Below are 26,647 nucleotides of genomic sequence, written 5' to 3'. Positions count from 1 at the left end.
TGAATTTGAGTCATGCCTGAGTCAAACCAGCGTTCCAATACTTTCTCTAACACCTCTAAGAAATTGTCTTCATCATTTAAATTTGCTGAGTCTTTCGAGTCAAATCAACTCATTACTTTATGGCGTGAGCGGCTTGCCAGTTTCGCAAAGCCCCGGATTGTGATCTCGGCTTTTTTGGCAACATCAGCCTTTTACTGCTTTGTCATTGGTCGAGACCGTTATACGTCTGTCTCTGAGTTTGTGATTCAACAGGCAGCTCCATTGGACGGTTCATCTGCTTCTGTTTTGGCTGGTGCTGCTTCTTCTCCGCAAGTTCTAACTTCCCTCGTTGATGGACAATACTTACAGGTCTACCTTGAATCTTCAGACATAAAAAATCGTCTGTTCCCCGACGGCAAGAAGCTTGAGCAGGCTTACCGCCCCCGACTCCCTGATCTGTGGACTGGTTTGTATGCCCATAGTTCGGCGCCAGCTCAGCTTGATTTTTACAGAAAACAGTTGTCTGTAGCCCCTCAGCCGATGAGTGGTTCAGTCATTCTCACGACTTCCGGCTTTAACCCAAAGCAGGCTTTCGATCTTAACGCTGCGCTGCTGAAACAGTCGCGTCGATTTGTGAATGAAGTGAACCAGTCAATCAATGCTGATCAAAATAAATTTGCTAGAAAAGAAGTTCAGTTGGCGGAACTTAAACTCAAGACAGCCTCAAGGAAGCTTGAGCTTTTCCGCAAAAAACATGGGAACTTAAGCGTTGAGTCTGAGCAAGCTGCAACATCATCATTTATTTCTGGTCTGGAATCCCAGCTTGTTGAACTGAAGGTTGAAGAAGCAGCCTTGCGTCGTCAATATCGCGATCCAAATGCACCTGAAGTTTCATTTGTTGCAGACCAAGTTAAAGAGCTTCAAGTGCAGATTCGTCAAGAAAGGGATAAATCCGTCAGTAATGACGGCCGAGACCTAAATACTCTTGTTCTGGAGGAAGCAGGGTTGATTTCAGACGTCGAATTTGCTACTGAAACGCTTCAATCGGCGCGACTTGCATCTGATAACAGCCGCCGAGAAAGCCAGCGTCAATTGAAGTTCGTTGTGGTTCTGAGTCAACCTGGATTGCCAGTTGCGCCAGATCAAAACTGGCGTTGGCAAGCATTCTTGGCATCTGTCGGAATCATTGTTGTGGGTTGGGGCGTTGGTGGATTTATTTTGAATGCAATGCGTAAAAGCTGATTGTTAAATAATCTGTTAGGTTGAAAGATCATGAGTGATGCTCTGTTTTTCGCCTTTCTCTAAGCAATGCTTAAATCTGTGAGTATAAGATTAAGGCATGTGTTTTTAAATTCGCTTTTTAATTAATTTCGATAATATAAAAGCCGTAGTTGATTAATAACAGAGCTGTTTTGTTTTGCTGTATTACCTAAATATGAGATTTATCATATATAGTAGGATCAAGGTTTGTTTGCTTTTTAGGGTCGAAGTTCCCCATGTCCTTTCGCGGCCAGGTAGTAGCCACAAGCACGAGCAAAATGAATCCGACGCCGATGGATTAAATCGTCGTCGCTGACGTCTGGGTACAGTTTCTGAGCCTCTCGGTCGTTGGTACAAGCTTGTTCAACCATTTGTAAAACTTGATCTTTGGTGGAAGGCAGACTTTCTCCAAGAAGCTGATTGTAAAAGTGCCATTCAGTGTTGGCGCGCATAACTGTTTCCCGAAAATCGTATTCGTGGGAATGGCGAACAACAGCTGTTGATGCATAGGCCTTTTTGTAGCCTTTTCTGAGTATTTCACGTGCCCATAATTGATCTTCACCATAAACAACATCGGGAAGTGGGAGTGTCTCCCAGACAGATTTTCTCAGGCATGAATTGTTATCTGAGTAGAAACGTTCATGGTTGGAGACAACGCTATTGGAGTTCTGTCGATCAACATCCAGTTCGATTGGTTGTCGATGACTTCTGAAAATCCAACGATTGAAGTGCCGGTCAAGGTCATGGGCGGTGAGTTGTCCATGCCCGCAATGGGCGATATGGCAGCCGAAAACACCGGCCACATTTGGATCCTTTTGGAGTGGAGCGATGAGATTCATCAGCCACATGCGATTTGCAGGAATCGCGTCCTGCGTGATGAAAGCGACGTATTCCCCTCGCGCTAGCTCTACTCCCAAGTTGCGGGTGCGTCCATGACCAAAATCCTCTTGCTTAATTCTGTGTAGATGGAGTCGTTCGTCTTGTGGCAGTGCATCGAGGCATCCATCACTGGAGGCACTGTCGATCAGTAACACTTCAAATTCCTGATCAAGATCTTGCGACAGACAAGACTCAATGACGGTTTTGAGCATCGTACCTCCGTTGTAAACGGGGATCACAATCGTCACCAAGGGAGTCGATGACTGAAGTTGTCGCGGGAGCGATTGTGCCGATGACAGTGACTCCTGAATGAAGGCTTCGATCAGTTTGTTGGAGCCATCCCAGGTAAGCTGTTCAGTGGCGGCAAGGCCAGCCTTAGCGGTGCTTTGCCTGAACGATGCATCATTCAACAATCGGCTTAATGCTGAGGCCAGCTCTATCGGTGTTGGTTTGGCCAACACCGCCGTTTCTGGTTGATAGGAGATCCGCGTGTGCTCGGCATCAATATCAACAACCGGCAGCCCGCAGGCCATCATTTCGTTTGGCACCAGTGAGTAGTTGGTTCCCGAAAGCACCAAACCAACTGCGCATTGGCGATAGAGATTGGCCAAGGCGTCGGCGTCCAGAATTCCTGCATGCCTCACTTTCACTGGAATTCCAAGATCGGGAAGGTCTTTTTCGCCGAAGGTGATGATCTCGAAGTGGTCGCCAAGATCAAATAAAGCTCTTAAGGCAAGCAGTCCCAGTTCATAAAGTCGCCTTGGCGTACTGCGTCTTACATAGAAGGCAATGGCATCACGTTTGCGTTTCTCTTCGTTCTTGGGGTAGTAAACACTGTGGTCGACGGCCAGTGGGAAAGAGATGGCTAAGTTGCCAAAGCTTTCCATCTTCTGTTTCAGCCAAGGGCTGGCACAAATGCAGAAAAAATTGTTATCAGATGCATAGGATTGTTCGGTAAGGATGCTGGAGCTACCTCGAGCGAAAAAATAGGGCTCATAATCTTGAACAAAATAAAATCTTTTCTGAAATTTTTTCATTCCAAGCACTGGATAAGTGCTCATCCGGTCTGTGGCAATGACAACGTCGCCGGATACAAGATCAAGGTCGTCTTGGTTGTTGCCCAGCATGTAGACCTGGTCTGTATCCAGGGAAATGAAGGACTGGTTGATTACACGTTTGTGCAACGAGCTAAGGCGGCTTGGCTTGTCGTTCCCCTTGAGCTCGGAATGGACCCAGATTGTGCATTGGTGGCCACAACGTTCCAAATATTCGATTGTTCTGAAAATGGTCATGTGGCCGCCAAGGCCAGGTGTGAAATTGGGGATGACCCAATGAATGTGAAGAGATTTGGTGTTGATGTTTTTTTTCAGTGACCAGTTCGTATCGAGTCTCTGGGGGGTGAATTGAATGACTTTTTCGAAGCCATCAATGCACAGCTTATTGCGGTCTTCGATAATTGATTTGTCATGTATGTGTTGCTTGGAGAGTAGATATCCAGCATAGGTTGTCAGAATTTTTTGCTTGTATATTTCGGTTGTTGAAATTCCAATGAGGCGTTCAATGCTGTGGGCAATCGTCCCGTCGATTTGTCCACCTTCCTCGTCAAAGTTGTTCCAATTAAGACCCCAGTCTAGGATTGATTGCAGGACCGCTGGCTTGCACCAAAACATCGTCCCGGTTGGGAACTGGAACTGGCTTTCTCGTTTGATCTGGCGAAGGTTGTAGCGATTGAGGAAGGGTCTGGCTTTGGCGTAGTTGCCATCCTCGTGGCCCCAGCAGGAGTCGTGTTGGATTCCGAGGCTCAGAGCATAGTTCTCAATCGGATACACAATGCCTACTTCTGGCGATTGAAGGGCTTTAAGGTTGGTCGCTGTGATGGCTTCGCTGCCAATCAGATTGTCCAGGCAGTGAAGGAACCAGCCGCTAAGTGCATTGCTGTGAGGACTCTTTTTGGAATGCAGCTTGAGGATGTAGTCGTAATTGAGAATTTGATCCCTAAAGCCAACAATGAATGGAGCGACGTCGCGTCCGATATTGCTGAAGTGTCTGACTTCGATCTTTTGTGTATTTTCAACTCGCGCAAAAATTTTCTCTAGGGCTGCGACCGAGTCTTCCCTTGTGGAAATAAAGACATCGATGCTGCAGGGTATATTTTTGAGGTAAGCTGCAATTGTTTCGCCAAGTTCTGGATAGAAGATATGCAGAAAAATTCCAACTTTTTTATTGATTAGACCTTCTTTGATTGCGTTAAAGTCATCTGTTACGGTTTTTTTTATGTCAGCCATCTTCCGCATGAAATGGATGTTGTCCATAGAGTAACGGTGTTCGTTCATTCCGAATTTGAAACAGTGAACCATTGGGTTGAGTCCACTTTCTCTGACATCCGGGTATTTGCTTAAATAATTGTCTGTATCAAAGAGTATGCTGGGATCAATCCCTTTTTTGCTGCCTGATGTGCAGTAATGAAGGATTACGTCTCCAATGCATTTAAGACCCTCTGCCTCTTCCCTCTCTAATTGGGCCCTATACTGCTCAATGTCGAACACGTAGGCGTAATGGGCTAATTCTCGAAAGTCACGAATAATTTTCTTGTTTATATCTTTGCTTTGAAGGTTCTTAATGTAATCCTGCAGCTCGGGTGTTGTTTTTTTGCGTCTGTTGTTTGGTGGCGCTGAATGTTTGGCTTGGCCCAGTCGATTGAACTGCTTCCGCAGTGCCTTGGGCAATATTTTCTGCCGGCCCATCGCAGAGGCTGAGCGCTTCAGCACCTGCTTCGTCGTGTGCGAAAGAGCGGAGAGCGGATGACGATTTTTTGGCATGCCGCTCATTTGGCAGGTCTAAAAAAGAATGTGGAAACCTATCACTCGTTTGAGTTGGTTTTTGGTGTCCTCATGCCCAATCTGCTGCCGTCATATCCCGCACGCTGACGCACCTTGTTGCACCAGTCCTGATTGGCCAAATACCAGTTCACTGTCTCGGCGAGTCCTTGCTCAACATCGTGACGAGGGCTCCAGCCCAGCTCTGCACTGATGCGGCTTGGGTCGATTGCGTAGCGGCGGTCATGGCCTGGTCGATCGGTCACCGGCGTAATCAAATCTGCGTGGGGAGCTGATGTGGGACGGCTTTGATCCATCTGTTGGCAGATGGCGTTAACGACCTCTTTATTGGTGCGTTCACCGTGGCCGCCGACGCAATAACTGTGTCCCGACTCTCCCTTGCAGGCGGCCAAAAGCAGCGCGTCGACATGATCTTCCACGTACAACCAATCCCGCACATTCAGCCCATCGCCATAAAGAGGAATTGACTCACATCCAGCGGCCTTCAAGGTGACAACGGGAATGAGTTTTTCCGGGAACTGCCAGGGGCCATAGTTGTTTGAGCAGTTGGTGAGCACCACGGGAAGCCCAAAGGTGTGGTGCCAGGCCTGAACCAGGTGATCGCTTGCCGCCTTGCTGGCGGAGTAGGGGCTGCGGGGGTCGTAGGGCGTTGTTTCTGAGAAGCGCCCCTCGGCGCCCAGGGATCCAAAGACTTCGTCGGTGCTGATGTGGTGCATCCGGAAGGAATCACGGCGTTCACCGCTCAAGCCCTCGTAGTGGCTTCGCACCGCCTGTAGGAGGTTGTAGGTCCCGTTGACGTTGCTCTCGATAAAGACACCAGGGCCGGAGATGGATCGATCCACGTGGCTTTCCGCTGCCAGGTGCATCACAAGATCGGGGTCGGCCTCCTGCACCGCAGCCTCCACGGCTGTTGCATCGGTGAGATCGACTTGCTGAAGCCTGTGCCGATCGTTGGCCGCTTCGCCCAGTTCGCTCAGCACCTTCTCAATCGAGGACAGGTCGCTGGCATAGCCCATCTTGTCGAGATTGAAGACGGTGACTGTGGTCTCCCGCAGCAGCCTGCGCACGACGGCCCCGCCAATGAAGCCGGCACCTCCGGTGACCAGAACTCTGCGGCGATTTCCCAGCAGGTCGGAGGCGGAAGGCATCGATGAAACCATTGGTCAGAGCGTGGGTTGGAGCGTTGTGTGGGATTGGGGTGTTGATCTCAGTCGCCCTTCATGGCGTTTTAGCTTGCTGCAACACGGTTTTGATGGCTTGCTGCCAGTGCTCACCGTTGAGGTCCAAGGCGGCGCGGGTGGAGGTGCAGTCAAGAAGGGAGTAGGCCGGTCGTTCAGCAGGTGTCGGGTAGTCGGCTGTGGTGATCGGTTGAACGGCTGCGGGCGTGTCGATGAGCCCCAAATCAGCACCGATCTGGCCTACGGCCACCGCCACGTCGTACCAGCTGGCAGCGCCTGCATCACTCCAGTGCATCACAGCTGGCAATTCGCGGTCACCAGCGATCTGAAGGGTCTGCCAACAGGCTTGAGCGAGGTTGAGGGTGCTGGTAGGACAGCCCACCTGGTCGGCGACAACACCCAGTTGATCCCGTTCGCGATGAAGGCGGAGCATGGTGAGGGCGAAGTTCTTGCCCACGGGCCCGATCACCCAGCTGGTGCGCAGGATCAGGCCCTGGCCTCTTGCTCCAAAAATGCTTTGGACTGCTGCTTCTCCTGCAGCTTTGCTTGCCCCATACACACCGAGAGGGTCGCGGGCCTGCTCAGGTTGATACGGCTTGCCCTGGGTTCCGTTGAAAACGAAGTCGGTGCTGATCTGGAGCAGGCGTCCCCCCTGTTGATCAAGGGCGCGGGCAAAGGCCTCCGGTGCCCCGGCATTCACGGCATGGGCCAGCTCGGGCTCCGACTCGGCCTTGTCCACCGCTGTGTAAGCACCGGCGTTGAGCACCCAGTCGGGCTTGTGCTGTTTCACAGCGCCGCCGCAGGCTTCAGGGTCCGCCAGGTCAAGCTCCTGGCGGCTCGTGACCACCAGCTCGATTCCATCAGGGGCACATGCGATCAGAGCTTGGCCCAGCTGACCGCCAGCTCCGGTGAGCAGCACCTTCATGGGAAAACGTCTCCAGCGGCTTTGAAGCTTGCTGCTTCGGCATCCTTGCCTGAGAGGCTCACTTCGGCACCCTGCAGCCGATCGATCGGCCAGGCAATGGCCAGATCAGAGTCATTCCAGATGATGCCCCGTTCGCAGGATTTGTTCCAGAACCCCCGCGCCTTGTATTGCACCTCAGCAACATCGCTGAGGGTGAGGAAGCCGTGGGCGAAGCCCTCGGGGATCCAAAGCTGGCATTTGTTCTCAGCACTGAGTTCAGCGCCGACCCAGGCGCCAAAAGTGGGTGAGTTGCGTCGGATGTCAACGGCAACATCGTAGATCGCCCCGACCGTGGCACGCACCAGCTTGGCCTGAGGTTCCGGAGCGAGCTGGTAGTGCAGCCCCCTCAACACCCCCTGGATCGAGCGCGAGTGGTTGTCTTGCGAGAACAGCACTGATTCGCCGACGGCATCATCGAACTTGCGCTGATTCCAGCTTTCGTAGAACCAGCCACGGTCATCGCCAAAGGCTTGGGGCGTGATCAGCAGGGGGCCCTGCATCAATACGCCGGAGGAGGTTGTGAGTTGTTCAAACTGCATGGCTCACCTCCAGGCTGGTTTGCAGGGCTGCGTGATCGCTCACGTTCTCCTCAAGCATCTGGAGGAGATAAGAGCCATAGCCACTCTTCTTGAGGGGTTGCGCCAGTTGGTCGAGTTGTTCGGCCGTGATCCAGCCCTGGCGCCAGGCCACCTCCTCCGGACAGCCCACCTTCAGGCCCTGGCGATGTTCCAGTGTGCGGATGTAGCTGCCTGCATCGTTGAGCGAGTCGCAGGTGCCGGTGTCTAGCCAGGCCATGCCACGGCCCATCAGTTCCACCCGCAGCAGTCCTTCATCGAGGTACACTTGATTTAGATCGGTGATCTCCAGTTCGCCACGCGCTGAGGGCTTCACCTCGCGGGCCCGCTCAACGACGCTGTCGTCGTAGAAGTACAAGCCGGTGACGGCATAGCGGCTTTTGGGCTGTTGAGGTTTTTCCTCCAGGCTCAGCACGCGACCGTCGCTATCGAATTCCGCTACGCCATAACGCTCGGGATCACTGACGGGATAGGCAAAGACAGTCGCTCCAAGGGGCTGATCGTTGCTGTTCACCAGCTGGGGCACCAGATCGTGTCCATGGAAGAGGTTGTCCCCCAGCACCAGCGCGGCGGGGTGGCCCGCCAGAAAGTCGGCACCGATCAGAAACGCCTGAGCCAAGCCATCGGGGCTTGGCTGCACGGCGTACTCAATCGTCATGCCCCAGCGGCTGCCATCGCCGAGCAAGCGCTCAAATGCCTCTCTGTCGTGGGGGGTGGTGATGATCAGCACCTCGCGGATCCCCGCCAGCATCAGGGTGCTGAGCGGGTAATAAATCATCGGTTTGTCGTAAACCGGCAGCAGCTGTTTGCTGACGGCCTGGGTGATCGGATGCAGCCGTGTGCCGCTTCCGCCAGCAAGGATGATTCCCCGTCGTTTGGATGCGCTGCTCATCGGCTGGCTCACCGGTGTGAAGTCGGCGCTATTACAGCACGAGACCCATTGCGACCACTTCCATTCAGTCGATGGCGCAGCCGTTCCAGCAGTCGTCGTAACCCTGTCCTCGACTGCAGTTGGCGTTCGATGCTGGCCGCTAGCTGAGGGTTGCGTTGTCCGATCACCTCGGGCCAGGTGTCGACGGGTTGCTTTGTGGGGTTGTCCCGCAGCAGGCTCACCTTGAGGAAAGGGAAGCCGCTTTGCTCAATCAAGTGCTTCCAGTCGTAGTGGAGAACATTGCCATTGGCGTTGTGGGTATAGAGGCTCTCGAGCTTCACCCCCGCTGCCCGCAGCTGCACCGGTAGGCCCACTTCGCATTGTTTGACCAGGTCCCGTTTGCGGGGCCAGATCTGTAGAGAATTCCAGAAGTTGTTGAAGGCTTGGCTCTGCAAGGCCTTGGGTTTGTAAGCCGTGAAGGCGGACGACAGATGCGGTTCGTACATCAAATCGTCCGTCAGCCCAATCACATCCGCTCTGCTGGCCTGCAGGCGTTGGAACAGATCGTCGAGGGGGGCGATCGGTCCCCAGAAGCTGTCATTGGTGAGCACCAGGAACGCTGCTTGATCAATGTCCTGCCGGTGAAGGTTGAGTGCTGCCTTCCAGCTGCCGAAGTCATACCCCTGGTTGCGCCGGATAACGATCGCGGCACAGCGTTGGCGCAGCCGATGCAGGGTTCTCGGGTGCCAGCGCACCCCGCTGGCTGACGACACAACAATCACGTCGGCGAAGCGCTGGTACTCGTCAATTAGAGGGAAGAGGTCATCCCGAAACCGGTTGTCGGCTGAAAAATGCGCGAGCACAACGATCGGTCGTTGACGGTTGGGTTGGAAGTTCGGATCCCTCCAGTGCATGAGCACGGCATTGGCCACGGGACCTTTTGAGCGCGGCGCGGGTTCCCGGGGTTGGTAGCGATTGCTGTGGGGATGAATCCGCTGACTGCTGAGGGGATCGCCTGCGGCAAACAGCCCGGCGTGCTTGGCCCTTAGCTGACCGGATTCCCGTTGATGGCGGGCCAGTGCAGCACCTTCCCGATCCTTGCCGCGGCTGATCGACTCGTGATGAACGATCTCCAGATAGGGGGTCACGACTATTGATCCGCCCTGCGCGCGGAGCCGCAGGCAGAGATCCACATCGTTGAACACCACGGCGAGATTTTCATCGAAGCCTTGAATGCCATCGAAATCACTGCTGCGGAGCATCAGGCAGGCTCCGGTTGCTGCGGTGAACTCCTCCTGCAGGAGCAGGGGTGTGAGGGTGGCCAGCACCGGAGCGCTGTGCAGGTGTTTGCCAGGTTCCACCACACAGCGCCGTTCCCCCTTCACCAGGGCGACCCCCTGATGCTGGATACTCCCGTCGGGGTAGTGCAACTTCGCTCCCACGGCAGTGGTGCCGCGGTAGGCGAATGGGTCCAGCAGGGCCTGGAGCACCTCGGCGGATCGGAATTCGATGTCGTTGTTCAGCAGCAACAAATGGCTGCCACGGGCATGGCGTCTGCCGATGTTGTTGAGCCGCGAATAGTTGAACGGTTCGTCCACTCGCACCACGCACACGTCATCGAGCTGCGCCTGTTCATCCAGCCAGTCCTGGGTGGCGGCCTCCTCACTGCCGTTGTCGATCAGGATCAGCTCGTAGGCCACAGCTCCGGCACAGCGGCGCAGGGAGGCGACGCAGCTCTGGGTGAGATCCACCCGGTCGCGAAACGGGATCAGAACCGACACCAGAACACTGGGATCGGTGCGGAGCCTTAACTGATGGCAGGCGTTGAGCGATTGAGAGGAAGTGAGCTCCCCACCCAGCTCCAGAAAGCCTGGGCTGTGTCGCTGGGTGATCGCCAGGATCTCATCGCTGAGCTCAGGGGTCCAACAGTGGCGGTCGGCCGGGGATGCAACGTCGGGCACGGTCGGGTTCGCCCGGATGCATCGCTGAAGCAAAACCTCCGGGCAGTGGGCCACGGCATCTCCACGGCGGCAAACCTGCAGCGCCAGATCCAGCAGCAGGGCATGCAGCGAACCGCTGGATGCCGGCAGGTTCAGTTGTTGCAGCGTTGACCAGCGGAGGGTCACCAGGCCGCCGATGCATCCCCGGCAGAGCAGACGAAACGGTGTGATGGTTGTTCTGTTCTGGCGGTTCCCCGCAGGAATGCCTGGGTCTTCACTCCAGCGCAGGGTTTCATCGCTGGTGAGCAACACCGCTTCAGGGTGTTGCGCTGCGCAGTGGGCCATGCGCAGGGCTGCCTGGGGATCCAGCTGATCACTGGCGTGGCAGAAGCTGACGAGGGTCTCACCGTCTGGGAACGGAGCTCCGATCCATCCAGAGGGATCCTCGAGGGAGGCGTGCCGGATCTGACTCCATCCTTCTGGTGGTGAGCTGCGCGCCGACTCAGCCTCTGCTTCTTCTTGGGTGGGGTGGAGAACCACCAACACCGTGGCCGCTGAGGGGATGGACCCGCTTGGTGCTGGGTCCGGTAGGGGGGGCTGGTAGCGATCGAGATCCATGCCCAAGGGCTGTCCCTGCTGGAAGCGTTGACGGCCGATGCCCCCCAGGTGCTCTAGAGCGCTGAGGGAGTCGTCACATGCCGCTGGTCTCAACCCATCCCGGTAGGCCTGGAGGTGTACCGGCGGCAGATCCGTGAACAGGCTGCGCTGTCCCAGGGCGATCTCGCCAAGGCGGCCGCTGCTCAGCAATTGTTTGGGGTCAGTGAGGTCCTGGTGGCAGGCCAGAAGAGCGATTGGATCCAGCCCGCTGTCTTCCGGAGACCACTGGCTCGGGTTGCTCAACAGTGCGATGGGCAGCAGCGACGGGTCCAGCAGCTGTTGCGGGAGCAAGGGGAGCTGCTGCTGGACCTGTTGCTGCCAACGCTCGATTTCTTCGGCGCTGGCGCGACCAGACCGCCAGCGCTGCCAGGCCTGAGCATCAAGCGTGCTGTTGTCTTGGCCGCTGGCAGGCTCCACGCCCTGATCGTAGGAGCATCCAGTCAAGCGGACGCGGCAAGGGCATCGATCTGCTGAGTAAGCAGATCCCTGGCCTGGGCGGGTGTGGGTGCCCGCATCAGGTCATGACGCAGTCGCGAGGCGCCGGGGAAGCCCGTGCAGGTCCATCCCATGTGTTTGCGGGCAATCAGCAGCCCGTGGTCACCGCGATCCTGCACGAGGCCATCCAATTGATCGCGGGCCAGCGCAAGTCGTGCTGAGGGATCCGGCGTGGCGGGGATCGAGCGACCGGCTAGGGCGGCGTCGATCTGACCCACCAACCATGGGGACCCCATCGTGCCTCGGCCCACCATCACGCCCGCTGCGCCGGTCTGTTTCAGGCAGCGCAGGGCATCGTCGGGGCTGTTGATGTCGCCGTTCGCGATTAGCGGGATCGTGAGGGCCTCCCGCACCTGCCTGATGGAGCTCCAGTCGGCGGCACCCTTGAAGCCCTGCTCGCGGGTGCGTCCATGCAGAGTGAGAAGTTGTGCCCCGGCTTGTTCCAATTGCTGGCACCAGTGCACGGGATCGGCATCACTGCCACACCAACCCAGGCGTGTCTTCACCGTGACAGGCACGGCCACCGCGTCCGCCACCGCTTCCACGATCTGAATGGCCAGCCCGGGATCACGGATCAACCCGGAACCGCCCCCTTTGCGGGCAATCTTCCGCACCGGGCAGCCCATGTTGATGTCGATCAGAAAGGCGCCACTGGCTTCGGCCCGTCGTGCCGCATCGGCCATGGCCTGGGGGCGATGGTCGAACAGTTGCACGCCGATGGGGCCGGATTCCTCGGCGAGCGATTCCACCTTGCACAGTCCATGCCCCATCTCGAGGCTGGTGGCATTCACCATTTCGGTGAACAACAGGGCATCGGGCGCCCAGCGTCGAACCAGGCTGCGAAACACTCGATCGCTCACCCCTGCCAGCGGCGACTGCAACACGCGGCAGCGCAGCTGACGTGCGATGCCATTGCCGGGTAGCTGCAGAGGGGGTAGAGCAATCATGGGTCCATGCTGCACAACGCAACCGACATGCCCTGGCCGCTCAGTCGTTCGTTGCTGTTGCAGATCCTCGAGGACCGCTGCAGCGATCGCTTTGTTTGCGAAAGGATTTGGGAACGTCTGGGCTATCAGCCTGCTGAACCGCAGTGGTGCGCCGGTCCCGACACACCCTCCGAATGGGCCGACGCCTTCCCCCAGGCTCCCGAGTTGATCGCGGAGCGTCCCGCGTCGGTTCGTTTGACCCGCTCGGTTCCCAAGGAACACAAACAGCTGCTCAAGCAACAGCTCAACTTTGCGGGTTACCGCATCGGTGAGTTGTACCCCCGCCGTACCCGACGAGCCACTGCCGTGAACTGGCTGTTGGCCCGGCTGGCCCAGCAGGGCGACCCCCTGCCGGAGCAGGGGCCATTGGGTCCTGAGCTTCCCCCTCCTGGCGATCCGGTGCAGGGGCACCCCGGCGATCTGCCGGTGAAGTGATCCGGTGGCCAGACTCAGGACTGAATCGTGATGGGTGTGCCTTTCGGGGGGTTGTGGAACAACCAACGGGCGTGGTTCATCGGCATGCGCACACAGCCATGGCTGCGGGGCACGCCGAAGGGTTGCCCTGCGTTCTCCTGCCAGGGGGCGGCGTAGAGGCAGATGGCCTCGTTCGCACTCACGCACATCGTGAACGGCACCCCTGGAACGGTGTAGGTGCGTCCGTACATCGTTGTGGATCGGTACTTCGTGAAGAACTTGCTTTGAAGATCGGGGTTGGTGTGGAGGCCTTGCCGGTGCTGACCGGAATCACACGAACCACCTCCTGATCGCTGTTTTAGACGGTCAGGCGTTGATCGGAGAGGTCGACCACAAGGCTGGCGACGAGCTCGAGCATGACGGAGGATCAGACTGAACCCGCCCTAGACGTCTCAATTGAGACTCATTTGTCTCGCTCCGAAAGAATTTCGGTTTTGCCACTGATTTATGGCCTCTCTGTAGGGTGAAAGATTGGCCTGAGCAGACTCTTGACGCGTCCTGTCGTCGCAATCATCGGACGCCCCAATGTCGGTAAGTCGACCTTGGTGAACCGGCTTTGCCGCAGTCGGGAGGCCATCGTTCACGATCAGCCAGGCGTGACGCGTGATCGCACCTACCAGGATGGCTACTGGGGTGATCGCGAGTTCAAGGTCGTCGACACCGGTGGACTGGTCTTCGACGATGACAGTGAGTTTCTGCCGGAGATCCGGGAGCAGGCGGCGCTCGCGCTCGAGGAAGCCAGTGTGGCTCTGGTGATCGTTGATGGTCAGCAGGGGCTCACCGCCGCTGACGAATCCATCGCGGAATTTCTACGCAGTCACCGCTGTCCCACGCTTCTGGCGGTGAACAAGTGCGAATCGCCGGAACAGGGCCTGGCGATGGCTGGCGAATTTTGGAGCCTTGGCCTGGGTGAACCCCATCCGATCTCGGCCATCCATGGCGCAGGCACCGGAGAGCTGCTGGATCAGGTGCTCACCTTTTTGCCCCCGAAGGATCAGGAGGGTGACGAGGAAGAGCCGATTCAGATGGCCATCATCGGACGGCCGAATGTCGGTAAATCCAGTCTGCTGAATGCCATCTGCGGAGAGCAGCGGGCGATTGTCAGCCCGATCCGCGGCACCACCCGCGACACGATTGATACCAGCATCATTCGTGAGAATCGCCCCTGGCGCTTAGTCGATACCGCAGGCATCCGGAGGCGTCGCAGCGTCAACTACGGCCCGGAATTTTTCGGCATCAACCGCAGTTTCAAGGCCATTGAACGCAGTGATGTTTGTGTTCTGGTGATCGATGCCCTCGATGGGGTGACCGAGCAGGATCAGCGCCTGGCGGGCCGCATTGAAGAGGACGGGCGTGCCTGCGTGGTGGTCGTCAACAAATGGGACGCCTTGGAAAAAGACAGCCACACCATGACGGCGATGGAAAAGGAGCTGCGCTCCAAGCTCTATTTCCTTGATTGGGCTCCGATGCTGTTCACTTCAGCGCTGACGGGCCAGCGGGTGGAGAGCATCTTTGCTTTGGCCGCCTTGGCGGTTGAGCAGCACCGTCGCCGCGTCAGTACGTCCGTTGTGAACGAGGTGCTCAAGGAAGCGCTGAGCTGGCGCAGCCCCCCCACCACCCGCGGTGGACGCCAGGGAAAGCTGTATTACGGCACCCAGGTGGCCAGCCGCCCCCCCAGCTTCACGCTGTTCGTCAACGACCCCAAAATGTTCGGTGAGACCTACCGGCGCTATGTGGAGCGGCAGATCCGCGAGGGCCTCGGTTTCGATGGCAGCCCGTTGCGTCTGTTCTGGCGGGGCAAGCAACAGCGCGATGCCGAACGCGACCTGGCCCGTCAGCAGAGTCGCAAAGGCTGAGTCATGGACTGGTTGCGCCAGGTCCCCATGGGCCAATACGTCGATGGGTCCACGGGTTGGCTCCGGCGCCTGGACCCTCGCCTGAAGCTCGCCTGGTCCCTTGTCTTTCTGCTCACGCCTGTTCTGGCGGGGCCCCTCTGGCGCGTTGGCCTGGTGGTGGCTCTGGTGCTGATCACCCTTGGCAGTGGACTGGCTCGCTCGCTGTGGTGGCGGTCTGTGCTGTTGCTGACGGCCTTGGCCGTTGTGGTGGGCCTCTTCTCGATGTTGTTGCCGGCGGTGGATCCTCCTGCGGCCTTCCCGCTGCGCAGTCCGGCTGAGCTTCCGGGGCTCGAGATGGAGGGTCCTTCCTGGGATCTGCTGCGCCTCGGCCCCCTGCAGTTGGGCGGTCTCCAGCTGGGGCCGCTGGTGGTGGATCGTGCTTCGGCGCTGCTGGGGCTGCGCACGTCGACCCTGATCTTCACCGTGATTCACAGCGTCAATCTGATGCTGATCACGACCCCTCCAGAGGATCTGGTCTGGGCCCTCAGTTGGTGCCTGGCTCCCTTGAAGTGGCTGGGGTGTCCTGTGGAGCGACTGGGGTTTCAATTGCTGCTGGCACTGCGCTTTCTGCCTCTGGTGCAGGAGGAGCTCCAGAATCTGCTGCGCTCTCTCGCCAGCCGCGCCGTCAACCTCCGTCAGCTGGGATTCAAGGCTGGTTTCGGCCTAGTGCTGGCCGTCGGGGAGCGGCTGCTGGCCAACATCCTTCTCAGGGCTGAGCAGGGGGCCGATGCTCTGGTCGCCCGTGGCGGCCGAATTCTTGGTCCATCTTACTTCCGCATGCCACCCGATCGGGCGGCCCCCCTGCTGAATGGCCTGGCGATGATTGTTCTCGTCTTGGTGATTGGGCTCCGCGGTCAGTACGGTGCTCTATGACATCCGATCACGGCATGGCGTCCGAGCGATATCTGAATCACCCCACCTTCGGGATGCTCTATCGGGTTGCTCCGGCTGGTGAGGGCCGTGACGTCTACGCCACGCTCTATGCCCAGCGCATGTTCTTCCTGGTCACCCTGCAACCTCGTGGTGCCCAGTTCGAAGTAATCCCCTACGGAGATGCGCGTCACCACGCTGAGGTGCATTTGGGCCGTTGCAGGCGGGATGGCTCGGACGAGCTGGAGGCCTGGAGTCAGCTCTTCGATCAGACGTTCATCTGAACCCTTGACCGATTCCTTCGCTGCGCGTTGGCAGGCGCTCCAGGCAGTCCGCCCCTCTTCATCCAGGCTTCTGGCCGTTAGCAAGGGGCACCCAGCAGCGTCCGTTCGTTGCGTGGCAGAGCTTGGTCAGTGTGATTTCGGGGAGAGCCGCGTGCAGGAGGCTCTGCCGAAGCAAGAAGCGCTGATCGATTTGAACCTGCGCTGGCATTTCATTGGTCGCCTGCAAAGCAACAAGGTGCGGCCGGTGGTGAAGGCCTTCGATGTCATCCACTCGGTGGATTCCCTGTCCCTGGCTGAACGGGTATCGCGCATCGCTCTGGAGGAGGACCGCCGTCCTGAAGTGTTGCTGCAGGTGAAATTTCGGCCCGATCCCAGCAAAGGGGGACTGTCGGCCGAGGAACTCGGTGCCATCTGGTCCGACCTGCAGGCTCTGCCGGGGTTGCGGATCTCGGGCCTGATGACCATGGCGCCGCTCGACATGGCCGCAGAGCAGCGCAAGGCGTTGTTTTCCGACTGCCGAGCTTTGGCCGATCAGCTCGCCTTGGCGGAGTGCTCGATGGGGATGAGCACGGACTGGAAAGAGGCTGCTGAAGCGGGCAGCACCTGGCTCAGGATCGGTTCGGCCTTGTTCGGCCCGAGATTGGTGTCAACAGACGCTGCGAATTGACTTGCCCCGTCGCAACGAAAACGGTATCCAGGGACATGGTTTTCGAACCACATTCAGACCGAGAGGAATCCCAAGGTGTCGCTGATCTCCCGTCTCCGTGCCGTCGTCGCTGGCGATGACTATCTCGATGGCGAATTGGATGATTTCGCCTACGACGACGAGCAAGATGACCAGGATCAGCGCGCCCTGCAGGCTGACGGAGGGGCGTTGGCCACCATTGGAGATTCCAACCCGTTTGATCTCGGTGGTGATCTGCCGGGATCCAATGTGATCGGCATGCCCGGCATCAGCAATGCTGCTGCTGAGGTGAATGTGATGGAACCCCGCAGCTTCGATGAAATGCCTCGGGCCATTCAGGCCCTGCGGGAGCGCAAGACCGTCATCCTCAACCTCACGATGATGGAGCCCGACCAAGCCCAGCGTGCTGTTGATTTCGTGGCCGGTGGCACTTTCGCAATCGATGGTCACCAGGAACGTGTCGGCGAGAGCATCTTCCTGTTCGCCCCCAGCTGCGTCACCGTCACCAATACCGGTCATGACGAAGCCTCAGCTCCAACGGTGGTGAGTCGTGAGGCCGATGCGGCCGATGTTGATGAATACGCCAGCGCCCCTTCGCCCGCCTGGGGAGCAGCCGCTCTCTGAAGCTTCCCGTGCAGCCTGCTTTCGGTGTGATCGGCCTGGGCCGCATGGCTCAGGCCCTTGTGCTTCCTCTTTTGGAGCGTGGTCGGATTCCGGCCGACCAGCTGTTGGCGGTGGTTGGAGAATCTGTTTCTCTTGAGCAACGGCGTGGGGCCTTGCCGGCTGGCATCGGTTTGGTTGCCGCTGATGATCCTTCAGCACAGCAGGTTTGGACGGCGCCGGTGCAGCTGCTTGCGGTGAAGCCACAGCAACTGGATGCCGTTGCTGCGGTTTCAGGACCGGTTGTGGGGGAGCCGCTGCTGATCTCTGTGTTGGCGGGGGTGTCTCTGGCGCGGTTGCAGCATTTGTTTCCCGGTCATCGCTGTGTGCGGGCGGTGCCCAACACTCCTGCGTTGGTGGGCGCCGGTTTGACGGCTCTGGCCTGGGGGGAGGGGATCGACCCAGAGCAACAGGATCAGGTGCGGCAGCTGTTCGCCGATGTGGGCGAAGTGCTGGAGTTGGCGGAAGCCAAGCTCGATGCCTTTCTGGCGCTCACCTCATCGGGCCCTGCCTTTGTGGCCCTGGTGGCGGAAGCCATGGCTGATGGTGCTGTTGCCGCTGGTCTTCCCAGAGACCTGGCCCTGCGGCTGAGCCACCGCACCCTGGCTGGAACGGCTGAGCTGCTGGACCGTCGCGATCTGCACCCTGCCCAGCTCAAGGACATGGTCACCTCCCCTGGGGGCACCACCATCGCCGGCGTCCGCGCGCTGGAACGGATCGGTCTTCGCTCCGCCTTGATCGAAGCGGTTGTTGCTGCTGCGGAACGCAGCCGAGAACTCGCCTAGGGCAGCACCTCCGGCCATCCCTGACGGATCAACAGCAGCGAGAAGTAGGGGCGGGGTTTGGCCGCTACGCCATCCGCACGGAAGATCTGCTGGTCGGGCCAGCCGACCCGTTCGGCAAACAGTGCTTGCTGCAGCAAACCTCGTTGCTTCAGCAGGGGTTGCACCCAACTCCAGCGCCGACCCAGCTTCAGCAGGGCCAGAACTTGCCCCGTCGCTGCGGCGGTGTCCAGCACCCGCTCCAGCTCCTCGGGCGAGTCTGGGCAGGGGCGCAACAGCAGTTGGTCTTGCTGCAGAGCGAGGGGCCAGAGGCCGGCAGCCGCGGCTGCTGAGCAGGAGGTGATGCCGGGGATCACGTTGATGGGACAGTCGGGCCACGCCTGACGAAGGGCCAGCAGCACGTAGCTGCAACTCGCAAACAGCGACGCATCTCCCTCACATAGCAGTGCCACCTGCTGGCCAGAACGGATGGCCTGCTGCAGCTCCTGCGCCGCCGCCCCCCAGGCGGTGCGACGCGGTTCGGCGGCTTCCACCATCGGGAACAGCAACGGCAGCCGCTGATGGTCGCTGCGGATCCAGGCGGCGGCGATTTGGGCGGCCATGCTGTCGGACCCCAGGCGTCCGACCGGATAAGCCACCACCTCGGCCTGACGGATGGCTTCAACGGCGGCCAGGGTGAGCAGGGAAGGATCGCCGGGGCCGACTCCCACCAGCGTGAGACCCCCTGTCCTGGTGGAATCGATGATGGTCAGCAGTCGATGCGCCCGGGGTCCAGACGATGAGTCGTCTCAGCATCTTTCCAGATGAAACTGCAGCCAATGCCCCAGATGGACTTGTGCCCCAGCTCGAGAGCAACGATCCGGCGGTGATTCAGGCGTCGCTCAGCCGCAGGGGCATCGGCTTTGAGCAATGGCCGGCGGAGCATGGCCTGCCGGAGGGGGCTGACCAGGCCACCATCCTCCAGGCCTATGCCGATGCCATCGCCTGGGTTCAACGCGATGGTGGTTACTTCACGGTCGACGCGATTCGGATGACGCCGAATCATCCCGATCGCGAGCCCCTGCGCCGCAAGTTCCTTGAGGAGCACACCCATGCCGAAGACGAAGTGCGCTTTTTTGTGGAAGGGTGCGGCTTGTTTGTGCTGCACATCGGTTCCGAGGTGCTCAGCGTGCTGTGCGAACGGGGCGACCTGATGAGGGTCCCAGCAGGGACCCGGCATTGGTTCGATATGGGTTCTCAGCCCCGGTTCTGTGCTGTGCGTTGGTTCAACAACCCCGAGGGCTGGGTGGCGCAGTACACCGGCAGCAGCATCTCCCAGCGATTTCCCAGGCTTGACTGAGAGGGCGTTCCAGACACCTTGATGCGTCTCCTCCGCACCTTTGCTGCGATTCTGGTGGGTCTGCCCATGGGAACACCCATCCCTGTTGCTGCTGAGGAGGCTCCCTTGGCATCCGAGGTTCAGCGCCGGGTTGCCGTGGTGGTGCTGGCCCGCCGCATTCGCGGCTATGCCGCCATGGCCAAGGCCAGCAGCGACTGCCAGGTGGAAAAGGGGCGTCTTCCGCGCCGCCAGGCCAGGCAAGCTCTGGCGATTTCACTCGAGGAGTTGGGCATCAGCCGGCGCGTGCTGACGAATCCCCTGGTGGTTGCCGTCAGTCCTCGCCTGCAGCGCCTGCTGGATGACAGCTGAGCCCAGGATCCAACCAAGGAGGCTGAAGCGCTTCAGCTGGCCGAAAACGAACTCTGAACCTTTTCTCGAGCTGGGTCTCAGAAGGGGACAGTGAGAGCGCTGGCTTTTATTTCCTCGGCGAATAAAAACCGCCCATAGGGTTTGCCTGTTTGCCTGTTTGCCTGTTTGCCTGTTTGCCTGTTTGCCTGGTTACTGTGGTCGTTTGGTCGTGTCTAGCGTTGAAGTTGCTGGCGCTGTTTGCCTTGCCCCGTTCTGCCGCTGAGATGGATCTGGCCTCGGCCTCCAAGCTCCCCACCACGTCGCCATCCATCTCCACCTCCGCCAACGAGTCCGTCTTGGTGCTCAACTGCACCACGCGATCACTCACGCGCACGGGCGATCCCATCTGAAGTCTGCGTCTGGAAACCCCAGGTCAGCCAGTGCAGCACTTCGATGCCGTCAGCGGTCGGGCCCACCGTCAGAACGCCGATCGCCATCGCTCCGGCATCCGCGCGCCGCTTCCCGCCGGTCGCTATAGCCTTGGGCCGGTGGAGCCCCAGGGTCCCACGAATCCGCGGGAGCTCGGGCCGATCTGGATCGGGATTTAACCGCAGTTCCCTACGTGGCGAGGCCATCTGGGCATTAATCTCGACCCCAGTGCCAACCGCAACGCCAACAGCGGCACACTTGGCTGTGTGGGCTTGGTTCGCTGGGACGACATGCAGACCCTGGCGGGTCTGGTGCAGCGCCGTAACGTCCGAACATTGGTGGTCAGCGACTGAATGTTTTCCGATTGGGGCTTCAGTTGGGGCGGCTGGTTGGACAACCGCCGCGGTGAGTGGTGGCTGCTGGCCCAGCTGCTGCTGATCACGGCCCATCTGCTTCCGGTCTGGCCTGCTCCGGCCAGCTTCGGTGTGGCGATTTGGCCTAAATCCTTGTTTGGGCTGGGCCTGCTGCTGTTGGCTTTTGGCCTGTTTCGGGCCCTTGAGGCGTTTCGCTGTCTCGGGGCCAGTCTTTCGCCGCTGCCGGCGCCCAAGCCGGCGAATCAGTTGATCGCCACAGGCACATATGCCATCTGCCGGCATCCCTTGTACCGGTCGGTGCTGCTGTGTTCCGCAGGCGTGGTGTTGGCCACAGGCAGCCCGCTGCATCTGTTGCTGTTGGTCAGCCTGGCGGCCGTGCTGCGGGGGAAAGCCCGCTTCGAGGAGCAGGGGTTACGGGCGCTGCATCCGGATTACGGCCAATACGCCGCTGTCACCCCGGCGATTGTGGGCTGGGTTCCTGGATTGGACTGGCGCTGATCAGCCCTTCATGCGGCGACCGTGCTGGTCAGCATCAGGTCGGCGTAGAGCTGTTCGAGGGCGTCGATGTTGCTTGAGATCGTGTAGCGCTCCAGGGCGCGTAGGCGGGCTTTGCGGCCCAGTTCCGCCGTCAGCACCGGCTGGTCCCTAAGCACCGGCAGCAGCGTGCGCAACTGGGTGGTGACGCCCTGGGTGCTCAGCACGATTCCCGCCCCTTGCTCGAGCACCTCGCCATCGGCACCGGCGTCGGTGGCCACGCATGCTGTTCCGCTGGCCATCGCCTCCAGCAAGGCTAGCGACAGGCCCTCCACAAGGCTCGGCAGGATGAAGACCTCAGCGCACTGGAGCAGTGCAACCCGGGTGTCCAGGTCTGGCTCGTGGCCCCACCAGAGGATCCGATCGTCGTTGAATTGGTTCATCAGACTGTTGCGCAGCGGCCCGTCGCCGACGATCACCAAACGGCAGCCCTTCGGTGAGACCAGACGCCAGGCCCGCAGCAGGGCTTCAACGTTTTTCTCCGTCGCCAGGCGCCCCATGTAGAGCACGATCCGTTCTCGGCCCAGCCGTTGCCGCACCTGCTGATGCATCAGCGAAAGGGTGCCGGGGCTGGTGGGGCACCAGCGGTCGGTGTCCACACCATTGGGAATAACCGTCAGACGATCGGCTGGAACGCCGAGGCGCTCAAGAAAATCCGCCTGCAGCTGTGAAAACACGATCACCCGGTCGTAGCGGGCCAGGGCCGGTGCATAAAGCTGGTATGTGAGCTGTTGGGTGCCCGCCGTCAGGTTGCGAAGGCCTGCATCGAAGGGGGGATGAAAGGTGGCTACCAGGGGCACGCCCAGCTGCTGACAGAGCTCCGGCAGGCGGAAATCCAGGGGCGAAAGGGTGAGGCTGGCGTGCACGAGATCGGGCTGCAGCCGCTCTAGGGATTCCCTCAGCTCCCGCTGCGCTCCGGGGGAAGGGATCGTGTAGACCTGCGATTTGACCAGATAGGGCAGGCTGACGTCCGGGTCGTTGGCCAGCAGCGATGTGTTGTCGCGCTCCGGGCTGCGCGGGTTATCGAAATGGATGAAGTGCACCTGATGCCCGCGTTTGCGCAGGGCCTCTGTGGTGCTGATCCCGTAGGACACATTCCCGCAGAAGGGAGACTTCTTGCCGAGCCACGCGATCTGCGCCAAGCGGGTTGGGCCTCCTCAGGCGAAAACGCAAATTAGCAGCGTTGCCACGGCCTTTCGATCAACGCCGCCACCAGCGCCAACCCCGCCAGCAGCCACAGCACCGGTTGAAGACCAATGCTGCTCACCAAGGTGCCCGCCAGAACCAGCGGCAGACTCAGGGCGATGTTGATCAGGTTGTTCTGCAGTCCGAACACCCTGCCGCGCTCGGTTTCGGGGGTTTCTTCCTGAATCGTGGTCTGCGCTGGAATCGCCACCAGAGCTGCGCCGATGCCCAGGATTCCGCAGAGGCTCAAGGTGAAGGCCAGGGATCCCCGCAGCTGGCTGAGCAGCACCAGGGTCCAGGTGATGGTTCCCAGGCCTGCTGCCGTAAGCCGGCGGCGGCTGAACCGATGGCCCAGCTGGGCGATAACCACGGCTCCGATCGCCATGCCCAGTCCACTCATGGCCAGCAGGGCACCAAAGCCTGAGGGGCCCAGGTTGTCGATCAGGGCAGCCAGCTGGAGCGCCAACACGTAGAGCGCTGCCAACAGGCTGTAGAGCAGCACCAGATGAATCATGGCGCCGCGCACCGATGGCACCCGGCGCAGCACCTGCAATCCTTCGCCGATCTCCGTCCACACCGATGTAGTGGAGGGGGGCTTGGGGGCTTCCTGCAGCTTCAGGCGCGACAGGCTGAGGGCCGCAAGGCTGTAACAGAGAGGAAGCAGCAGAAACTCGCCGCCATCGATGCCGATGATCGCCAGGCTGCTGTGCAGGGCACGAAGAATCGGTTCCCCCAGCGCGAAGCCCAGGATCGTCGCCCCCATGCTGGTGGCTTGGTAGAGGGAGTTGGCCGCCAACAGGTGATCTCCCGGCACCACCACAGGAATCGTGGCCTGTTCCGAGGGGGCAAAAAACTGGGTCAGGATCGACTCCAGGAAGGTCATGCCCACCAGCCCCCAGTAGCCCCAGGGCAGACCAAGCCAGACGGGACCCGGCAGCAGACAGAGCGGTGCGAACACCACCAATAGGGCTCGGATGGCGTTGCTGGCCACCATCACCCGACGCTTGGGCCAGCGGTCAGCCCAGACCCCAGCCACCGTTCCCAGCAGCATGGCCGGAATGGTGTTGGCCACAAAGATGCCTGTGGCCAGCAGGGTGATCACCTGGGTGCGTGTGCTGATGTCGAGGCCGTAATCCGAGGCCATCTCCGCCAGCACGCCGCTTCCCTGCCCCTTCAGCAGCAGGTGCTGATCGATCAGGAAGACCATCAGCACGATGTAGAACTTGTCCGCCAGCTGGGAAAAGATCTGGCCCAGCCAGAGTTTGCGGAAGTCCTTGAGGCGCAGCACGGCTTCCAAGCCACGCTTTCCCTCCGGGTTGCTGCCGGTGGGCAGAGCGGGTTCAGGGGTGGTGAGGCTCGGTCCGCTCAAGGGGCAATTGCATCGCGGCCATGATGGCTCACGCGCCTGCCAGGAGCGTCTCTCGCAGCATGGCCAGGGCTTTGCTGGGTCGGTTCAGATGCGTCCGGCTCCAGATCTCAACCACCCGCAGCAGCCGGCGCCACACGGCTGGGGGGCCCATCAGCTCACCGTCCCGGCGACGCGGTAGTTCGGCCCGGGTCAGTCGCTGGAGCAGGGCCAGTTCGGAGGGATTCAGCTGGATCGCTGCCCCAGGCTGCTCATCGATCGCAAAACCGTCCTGCGCCAGCAGGCTGCAGCGCCAGTCCCACTGGCCAAGCGGTGGCTCCAGGGGATCGCCCGTGATGCAGCAGGTCTGCAACGGCAGTCCATAACCGCCCAGGGTGAGCAGATGGATGCAGGCCTGGACCGTGCCGGCCAGCACCAACTCCGGGTCGGCTCGGTGCTCCTCCAGGCGTTCCAGGTGCAGCTGCATTGTGTCCAGCAGCCCCTCCACGGGGTCTTCGGCCGCCAGTTGAATGCACAGATCACAAAGCGCCTGAGCAGCAGCCAGGGTTTCCAGCTGTTGCCCAAGGCCGGAAAAACTGCGCAGCACCCGCAGCTGTCGCACCCGGGCCAGGCCGCTCCGTCCTCCCACCTGCAGTTCCAGCAGGGTGAGGGGGGCCGCGGCGGCCAGACTGCTCCTGGGACGGCGTGCTCCGGGAACGGCGAAGCGACTGACCCCCTCCGCATTACTGAGCAGGCTCAACAGGCGGTCGTGCTCGCCGAGGGGGCCCACTTTGAGGGCGAGGCCGGTGAGGCGTCGTTCTGCCATTCAGGCCGCGGGGCGGCGCTGGGCCTGCAGAAGGGCCGGTGCGCTGCTGGTGCCCAGCAGATCGGCTCCCGCCAACAGCAGGTCTCCTGCGTGGCTGAGGCTATGGATCCCCCCGGCTGCCTTGATGGCGCAGCGTTTGCGGATCAGCTTTTTCAACGCAAGGATTTGATCGGCATGACAGGCCGGGCCAAAGCCGTTGCTGGTTTGCAGTCCCGCAGAGCCAGCATCAATGGCGGCCTCCACGGCCAGTTCCAGCTGTTCGTTCTCCAGACGGGCCATGTCCAGGACGGCCCGCACGGGAAGCCCCAGCTCGCAGAGGGCGGCGAGTTCCTCGGCAAACGCGCCTGAATCGCCGTTCGCCAAGGCGCTGAAATCGGGCACGACATCGAGCTCCTGGGCGCCATGGGCGGCACACCACTCCGCTTCCGCGAGCTTGAGCTCAGCGGGAATGGCTCCGAAGGGAAAGCCGATGGCGGCAACAAGTCGGGGGCCTGCGTCGGTGGTCCCGATGCGTTCCCGCAGCATCGGCAGCTGACGCGGTGTGGTACAGAAGGCCCGCACGCCCTCCTGCATTCCGGAATCACAGAGGGCTTGAAGCTGGTCCCGGGTCAGCAGGGGGTCGAGGATCGCCTGATCCAGCCGGGGGGGTAGGTCGGGGAGCTCTTGGGCTGGATCAGCCATGGCGGGCCGGAAGGTCACTCACGAGCCTGAATCACCCCATACCCCCCGTGGTTGCGTCGGTAGATCACCTGCAGCTGATCGCTCTCCTTCTCCCGGAACAGGTAGAAGTCGTGGTCGATCAGATCCAATTGGCGGCGTGCCTCCTCCAGGCCCATGGGCGGCATGGCGAAATACTTTCGTCGCACACCTGGATCTGGCAGTTCCGCCTCACGCCCTTGCAGAAGGGAGGCTTCAACGGGGGATGCATCGTTGACCACATCCGTGCTGGGGGTGTGGCTGGCGCTGTGGCCGTGGCTGTGGTGGTGATCGCTGTGGCGTTCCTTCCAGCGGCGCAGTTGGCGGGCAAGTTTCCCGGCGGCCAGATCGATGCTGGCGTACAGGTTTTCACTGCGTTCCTGGGCGCGGATCACCGTGCCGTTGGCAAAGACCGTCACCTCGGCGGTCTGTTGCGGCACTCGGGGATTGCGGGCCACGGAGAGATGGACATCGGCCTCGCGAACAGCATCACCGAAGTGCGATGTGGCCCGCTCCAATTTGGTTTGGGTGTAATCCCGCAACGCCGGCGTGATCTCGAGGTTGCGACCATGGATCAGCAACTTCATGCCTCACTCCTGTGCCGGTTGTTATCGGCAAGCTAGATACGGCGCACGATTCGGCCCACCCCCAGCGTGCATTTCTTTTCGAGCCCGGTGATCCGGTTCGATTCGATGCCGCCTGGTCGGCGCAACAGCGCTGGCAGACCCGTCTTCTGGCTGATCCATCGGCTCCGGAGGCGGTCTGGATCCTGCAGCACCAGACCTGCTACACCCTCGGCCGTGGTGCCAGCGAGAAGCACCTGCATTTCGATCCCGCTGAGCCACCGGCACCCCTGTATCGGATCGATCGGGGCGGGGAGGTGACCCATCACCTGCCCGGCCAACTCGTGGCCTACCCGGTGTTGGACCTGCAGCGCCGCACCCCCGATTTGCACTGGTATCTGCGCCAGCTGGAACAAGTCGTTCTGGATGTTCTGGCGGAGTTGGGCCTGGAGGGTCAGCGTCTGCCGGGGTTGACCGGCCTCTGGTTGGACAACCGCAAGGTCGCCGCCATCGGTGTGGGCTGTCGCCGCTGGATTACCCAGCACGGCCTGGCTCTGAACGTTGATTGTTCGATGCAGGGGTTTGAGCAGGTCACCCCCTGTGGGCTCACCGGTCGTGAGGTCGGGCGGCTTGCGGACTGGTTGCCAGGGCTGACGTCGGCTGAGGTGCAGCCGTTGCTTCGGCAAGCCCTGGCCCATCGTTTCGGTCTGGTCTGGGAGGAGGAAGCGAGATAGACCTGAGCTGTTTGAACCCCTGTC

28 protein-coding genes are annotated in these 26,647 nt (G+C 60.0%); 14 read left to right on the top strand and 14 right to left on the bottom strand.

The annotated features are described in order from the left end of the window. The first annotated feature begins 12 nt into the window (after positions 1–12). A complete protein-coding gene (locus SYNCC9605_RS14050) occupies positions 13–1,221 on the top strand; it encodes a sugar ABC transporter (RefSeq protein WP_011364986.1) in 1,209 nt (402 codons plus the stop codon). 236 nt (positions 1,222–1,457) lie between these two features. Here SYNCC9605_RS14050 and SYNCC9605_RS10175 read toward each other — a convergent pair whose 3' ends face one another. Genes SYNCC9605_RS10175 through dusB form a run of 7 tightly spaced genes read right to left on the bottom strand, consistent with a single transcriptional unit; the run spans position 1,458 to position 12,582 of the window. Next, complete coding sequence (locus SYNCC9605_RS10175) at positions 1,458–4,946, bottom strand: rhamnan synthesis F family protein (RefSeq protein ID WP_011364985.1); 3,489 nt, start codon at positions 4,944–4,946, stop codon at positions 1,458–1,460. A 32-nt stretch (positions 4,947–4,978) separates the two neighbouring features. Continuing rightward, positions 4,979–6,115 carry a dTDP-glucose 4,6-dehydratase gene (gene rfbB / locus SYNCC9605_RS10170; RefSeq protein WP_011364984.1) on the bottom strand — a complete coding sequence of 379 codons (1,137 nt, stop codon included), beginning with the start codon at positions 6,113–6,115 and terminating at the stop codon, positions 4,979–4,981. Between the two features lie 58 nt (positions 6,116–6,173). Beyond that, positions 6,174–7,058 (bottom strand): dTDP-4-dehydrorhamnose reductase, encoded by an 885-nt coding sequence (rfbD, locus tag SYNCC9605_RS10165; RefSeq protein WP_011364983.1) that lies wholly within the window; start codon positions 7,056–7,058, stop codon positions 6,174–6,176. After that, complete coding sequence (gene rfbC, locus SYNCC9605_RS10160; protein ID WP_011364982.1) at positions 7,055–7,636, bottom strand: dTDP-4-dehydrorhamnose 3,5-epimerase; 582 nt, start codon at positions 7,634–7,636, stop codon at positions 7,055–7,057. Before rfbC ends, rfbD begins: the two co-directional genes overlap by 4 nt. Next, the gene (gene rfbA / locus SYNCC9605_RS10155) at positions 7,626–8,564 is read right to left on the bottom strand and encodes a glucose-1-phosphate thymidylyltransferase RfbA (RefSeq protein ID WP_011364981.1); all 939 of its coding nucleotides are present in this window, start codon (positions 8,562–8,564) and stop codon (positions 7,626–7,628) included. The genes rfbC and rfbA overlap by 11 nt, the downstream gene beginning before the upstream one ends. 8 nt (positions 8,565–8,572) lie before the next feature. Continuing rightward, on the bottom strand, positions 8,573–11,557 hold the full coding sequence (locus tag SYNCC9605_RS10150) for a rhamnan synthesis F family protein (RefSeq protein ID WP_156783106.1): 2,985 nt from the start codon (positions 11,555–11,557) through the stop codon (positions 8,573–8,575). Positions 11,558–11,580: 23 nt separating this feature from the next. Continuing rightward, the gene (gene dusB, locus SYNCC9605_RS10145; protein WP_011364979.1) at positions 11,581–12,582 is read right to left on the bottom strand and encodes a tRNA dihydrouridine synthase DusB; all 1,002 of its coding nucleotides are present in this window, start codon (positions 12,580–12,582) and stop codon (positions 11,581–11,583) included. Between the two features lie 6 nt (positions 12,583–12,588). Between dusB and SYNCC9605_RS10140 the strand changes: the two genes are divergently transcribed. After that, the gene (locus SYNCC9605_RS10140; RefSeq protein WP_011364978.1) at positions 12,589–13,056 is read left to right on the top strand and encodes a DUF1823 family protein; all 468 of its coding nucleotides are present in this window, start codon (positions 12,589–12,591) and stop codon (positions 13,054–13,056) included. Positions 13,057–13,070: 14 nt separating this feature from the next. On the opposite strand, the gene SYNCC9605_RS15710 is transcribed toward SYNCC9605_RS10140, so the two are convergent. Further along, positions 13,071–13,286 carry a L,D-transpeptidase gene (locus tag SYNCC9605_RS15710; RefSeq protein ID WP_308297692.1) on the bottom strand — a complete coding sequence of 72 codons (216 nt, stop codon included), beginning with the start codon at positions 13,284–13,286 and terminating at the stop codon, positions 13,071–13,073. Positions 13,287–13,583: 297 nt separating this feature from the next. Here SYNCC9605_RS15710 and der point away from each other — a divergent pair, with 297 nt between their 5' ends. The 6 genes from der to proC all read left to right on the top strand — a co-directional run bounded on the left by der (position 13,584) and on the right by proC (position 18,274). Then, complete coding sequence (gene der, locus SYNCC9605_RS10130; RefSeq protein ID WP_011364977.1) at positions 13,584–14,951, top strand: ribosome biogenesis GTPase Der; 1,368 nt, start codon at positions 13,584–13,586, stop codon at positions 14,949–14,951. 3 nt (positions 14,952–14,954) lie between these two features. Beyond that, positions 14,955–15,863, top strand: a complete 909-nt coding sequence (locus SYNCC9605_RS10125) for an energy-coupling factor transporter transmembrane component T family protein (protein WP_011364976.1) — start codon at positions 14,955–14,957, stop codon at positions 15,861–15,863. A 14-nt stretch (positions 15,864–15,877) separates the two neighbouring features. After that, on the top strand, positions 15,878–16,144 hold the full coding sequence (locus tag SYNCC9605_RS10120) for a PipX family protein (RefSeq protein ID WP_041435767.1): 267 nt from the start codon (positions 15,878–15,880) through the stop codon (positions 16,142–16,144). Positions 16,145–16,148: 4 nt separating this feature from the next. Then, positions 16,149–16,811 carry a YggS family pyridoxal phosphate-dependent enzyme gene (locus SYNCC9605_RS10115; RefSeq protein WP_011364974.1) on the top strand — a complete coding sequence of 221 codons (663 nt, stop codon included), beginning with the start codon at positions 16,149–16,151 and terminating at the stop codon, positions 16,809–16,811. 75 nt (positions 16,812–16,886) lie between these two features. Further along, positions 16,887–17,453 carry a cell division protein SepF gene (locus tag SYNCC9605_RS10110; protein WP_011364973.1) on the top strand — a complete coding sequence of 189 codons (567 nt, stop codon included), beginning with the start codon at positions 16,887–16,889 and terminating at the stop codon, positions 17,451–17,453. A 44-nt stretch (positions 17,454–17,497) separates the two neighbouring features. Beyond that, entirely contained in the window at positions 17,498–18,274 is a 777-nt protein-coding gene (gene proC / locus SYNCC9605_RS10105) for a pyrroline-5-carboxylate reductase (protein ID WP_049749529.1), read from the top strand. Here the strand turns inward: proC and cobI are convergent. Then, on the bottom strand, positions 18,271–18,981 hold the full coding sequence (cobI, locus tag SYNCC9605_RS10100; RefSeq protein WP_011364971.1) for a precorrin-2 C(20)-methyltransferase: 711 nt from the start codon (positions 18,979–18,981) through the stop codon (positions 18,271–18,273). The two genes, proC and cobI, sit on opposite strands and share 4 nt — an antisense overlap. A 68-nt stretch (positions 18,982–19,049) precedes the next feature. Between cobI and SYNCC9605_RS10095 the strand changes: the two genes are divergently transcribed. The 5 genes from SYNCC9605_RS10095 (at position 19,050) to SYNCC9605_RS10080 (ending at position 21,238) form a co-directional block, all read left to right on the top strand. After that, the gene (locus SYNCC9605_RS10095; protein WP_011364970.1) at positions 19,050–19,610 is read left to right on the top strand and encodes a 1,2-dihydroxy-3-keto-5-methylthiopentene dioxygenase; all 561 of its coding nucleotides are present in this window, start codon (positions 19,050–19,052) and stop codon (positions 19,608–19,610) included. A gap of 21 nt (positions 19,611–19,631) precedes the next feature. Beyond that, entirely contained in the window at positions 19,632–19,958 is a 327-nt protein-coding gene (locus SYNCC9605_RS10090; RefSeq protein ID WP_011364969.1) for a hypothetical protein, read from the top strand. 242 nt (positions 19,959–20,200) lie between these two features. Continuing rightward, positions 20,201–20,347, top strand: coding sequence for a hypothetical protein (locus tag SYNCC9605_RS15705; protein ID WP_308297691.1), 147 nt, complete (start codon positions 20,201–20,203; stop codon positions 20,345–20,347). 30 nt (positions 20,348–20,377) lie between these two features. Then, positions 20,378–20,545 carry a hypothetical protein gene (locus tag SYNCC9605_RS15700; RefSeq protein ID WP_308297690.1) on the top strand — a complete coding sequence of 56 codons (168 nt, stop codon included), beginning with the start codon at positions 20,378–20,380 and terminating at the stop codon, positions 20,543–20,545. 174 nt (positions 20,546–20,719) lie between these two features. After that, entirely contained in the window at positions 20,720–21,238 is a 519-nt protein-coding gene (locus tag SYNCC9605_RS10080) for a methyltransferase family protein (protein WP_011364967.1), read from the top strand. A gap of 8 nt (positions 21,239–21,246) precedes the next feature. On the opposite strand, the gene SYNCC9605_RS10075 is transcribed toward SYNCC9605_RS10080, so the two are convergent. From SYNCC9605_RS10075 to hpf, 5 genes are read right to left on the bottom strand one after another with little or no spacing between them, the layout of a single operon-like run. Next, a complete protein-coding gene (locus SYNCC9605_RS10075; RefSeq protein WP_011364966.1) occupies positions 21,247–22,416 on the bottom strand; it encodes a glycosyltransferase family 4 protein in 1,170 nt (389 codons plus the stop codon). A gap of 32 nt (positions 22,417–22,448) precedes the next feature. Next, positions 22,449–23,828 (bottom strand): MFS transporter, encoded by a 1,380-nt coding sequence (locus SYNCC9605_RS10070; protein WP_011364965.1) that lies wholly within the window; start codon positions 23,826–23,828, stop codon positions 22,449–22,451. 28 nt (positions 23,829–23,856) lie between these two features. Then, the gene (gene recO / locus SYNCC9605_RS10065; RefSeq protein ID WP_011364964.1) at positions 23,857–24,630 is read right to left on the bottom strand and encodes a DNA repair protein RecO; all 774 of its coding nucleotides are present in this window, start codon (positions 24,628–24,630) and stop codon (positions 23,857–23,859) included. Further along, complete coding sequence (locus tag SYNCC9605_RS10060; protein WP_011364963.1) at positions 24,631–25,311, bottom strand: deoxyribose-phosphate aldolase; 681 nt, start codon at positions 25,309–25,311, stop codon at positions 24,631–24,633. A 14-nt stretch (positions 25,312–25,325) separates the two neighbouring features. Beyond that, positions 25,326–25,913, bottom strand: coding sequence for a ribosome hibernation-promoting factor, HPF/YfiA family (gene hpf / locus SYNCC9605_RS10055; protein ID WP_011364962.1), 588 nt, complete (start codon positions 25,911–25,913; stop codon positions 25,326–25,328). An 11-nt stretch (positions 25,914–25,924) separates the two neighbouring features. On the opposite strand from hpf, the gene lipB reads away from it, so the two are divergent. Continuing rightward, the gene (gene lipB / locus SYNCC9605_RS10050; RefSeq protein ID WP_011364961.1) at positions 25,925–26,623 is read left to right on the top strand and encodes a lipoyl(octanoyl) transferase LipB; all 699 of its coding nucleotides are present in this window, start codon (positions 25,925–25,927) and stop codon (positions 26,621–26,623) included. The last annotated feature ends 24 nt before the right edge of the window (positions 26,624–26,647 follow it).

This window comes from Synechococcus sp. CC9605, from assembly GCF_000012625.1.
Classification (GTDB): domain Bacteria; phylum Cyanobacteriota; class Cyanobacteriia; order PCC-6307; family Cyanobiaceae; genus Parasynechococcus.
Note: the sequence above shows the minus strand (reverse complement) of the source record. Positions and strands in the feature narration are given on the sequence as shown.

Bases quoted from the DNA above. Each gene is read 5' to 3' on its own strand.
- SYNCC9605_RS15710 (WP_308297692.1), bottom strand. From the start codon at position 13,286: ATGTACGGACGCACCTACACCGTTCCAGGGGTGCCGTTCACGATGTGC.
- SYNCC9605_RS10120 (WP_041435767.1), top strand. From the start codon at position 15,878: ATGGCGTCCGAGCGATATCTGAATCACCCCACCTTCGGGATGCTCTAT.
- rfbD (WP_011364983.1), bottom strand. From the start codon at position 7,058: ATGAAGGTGCTGCTCACCGGAGCTGGCGGTCAGCTGGGCCAAGCTCTG.
- SYNCC9605_RS14050 (WP_011364986.1), top strand. From the start codon at position 13: ATGCCTGAGTCAAACCAGCGTTCCAATACTTTCTCTAACACCTCTAAG.
- SYNCC9605_RS10060 (WP_011364963.1), bottom strand. From the start codon at position 25,311: ATGGCTGATCCAGCCCAAGAGCTCCCCGACCTACCCCCCCGGCTGGAT.
- SYNCC9605_RS10140 (WP_011364978.1), top strand. From the start codon at position 12,589: ATGCTGCACAACGCAACCGACATGCCCTGGCCGCTCAGTCGTTCGTTG.
- rfbC (WP_011364982.1), bottom strand. From the start codon at position 7,636: ATGCAGTTTGAACAACTCACAACCTCCTCCGGCGTATTGATGCAGGGC.
- hpf (WP_011364962.1), bottom strand. From the start codon at position 25,913: ATGAAGTTGCTGATCCATGGTCGCAACCTCGAGATCACGCCGGCGTTG.
- recO (WP_011364964.1), bottom strand. From the start codon at position 24,630: ATGGCAGAACGACGCCTCACCGGCCTCGCCCTCAAAGTGGGCCCCCTC.
- SYNCC9605_RS10125 (WP_011364976.1), top strand. From the start codon at position 14,955: ATGGACTGGTTGCGCCAGGTCCCCATGGGCCAATACGTCGATGGGTCC.
- SYNCC9605_RS10080 (WP_011364967.1), top strand. From the start codon at position 20,720: ATGTTTTCCGATTGGGGCTTCAGTTGGGGCGGCTGGTTGGACAACCGC.
- dusB (WP_011364979.1), bottom strand. From the start codon at position 12,582: ATGATTGCTCTACCCCCTCTGCAGCTACCCGGCAATGGCATCGCACGT.
- rfbB (WP_011364984.1), bottom strand. From the start codon at position 6,115: ATGGTTTCATCGATGCCTTCCGCCTCCGACCTGCTGGGAAATCGCCGC.
- SYNCC9605_RS10175 (WP_011364985.1), bottom strand. From the start codon at position 4,946: ATGAGCGGCATGCCAAAAAATCGTCATCCGCTCTCCGCTCTTTCGCAC.
- SYNCC9605_RS10090 (WP_011364969.1), top strand. From the start codon at position 19,632: ATGCGTCTCCTCCGCACCTTTGCTGCGATTCTGGTGGGTCTGCCCATG.
- SYNCC9605_RS10095 (WP_011364970.1), top strand. From the start codon at position 19,050: ATGAGTCGTCTCAGCATCTTTCCAGATGAAACTGCAGCCAATGCCCCA.
- proC (WP_049749529.1), top strand. From the start codon at position 17,498: ATGGCTCAGGCCCTTGTGCTTCCTCTTTTGGAGCGTGGTCGGATTCCG.
- rfbA (WP_011364981.1), bottom strand. From the start codon at position 8,564: ATGAGCAGCGCATCCAAACGACGGGGAATCATCCTTGCTGGCGGAAGC.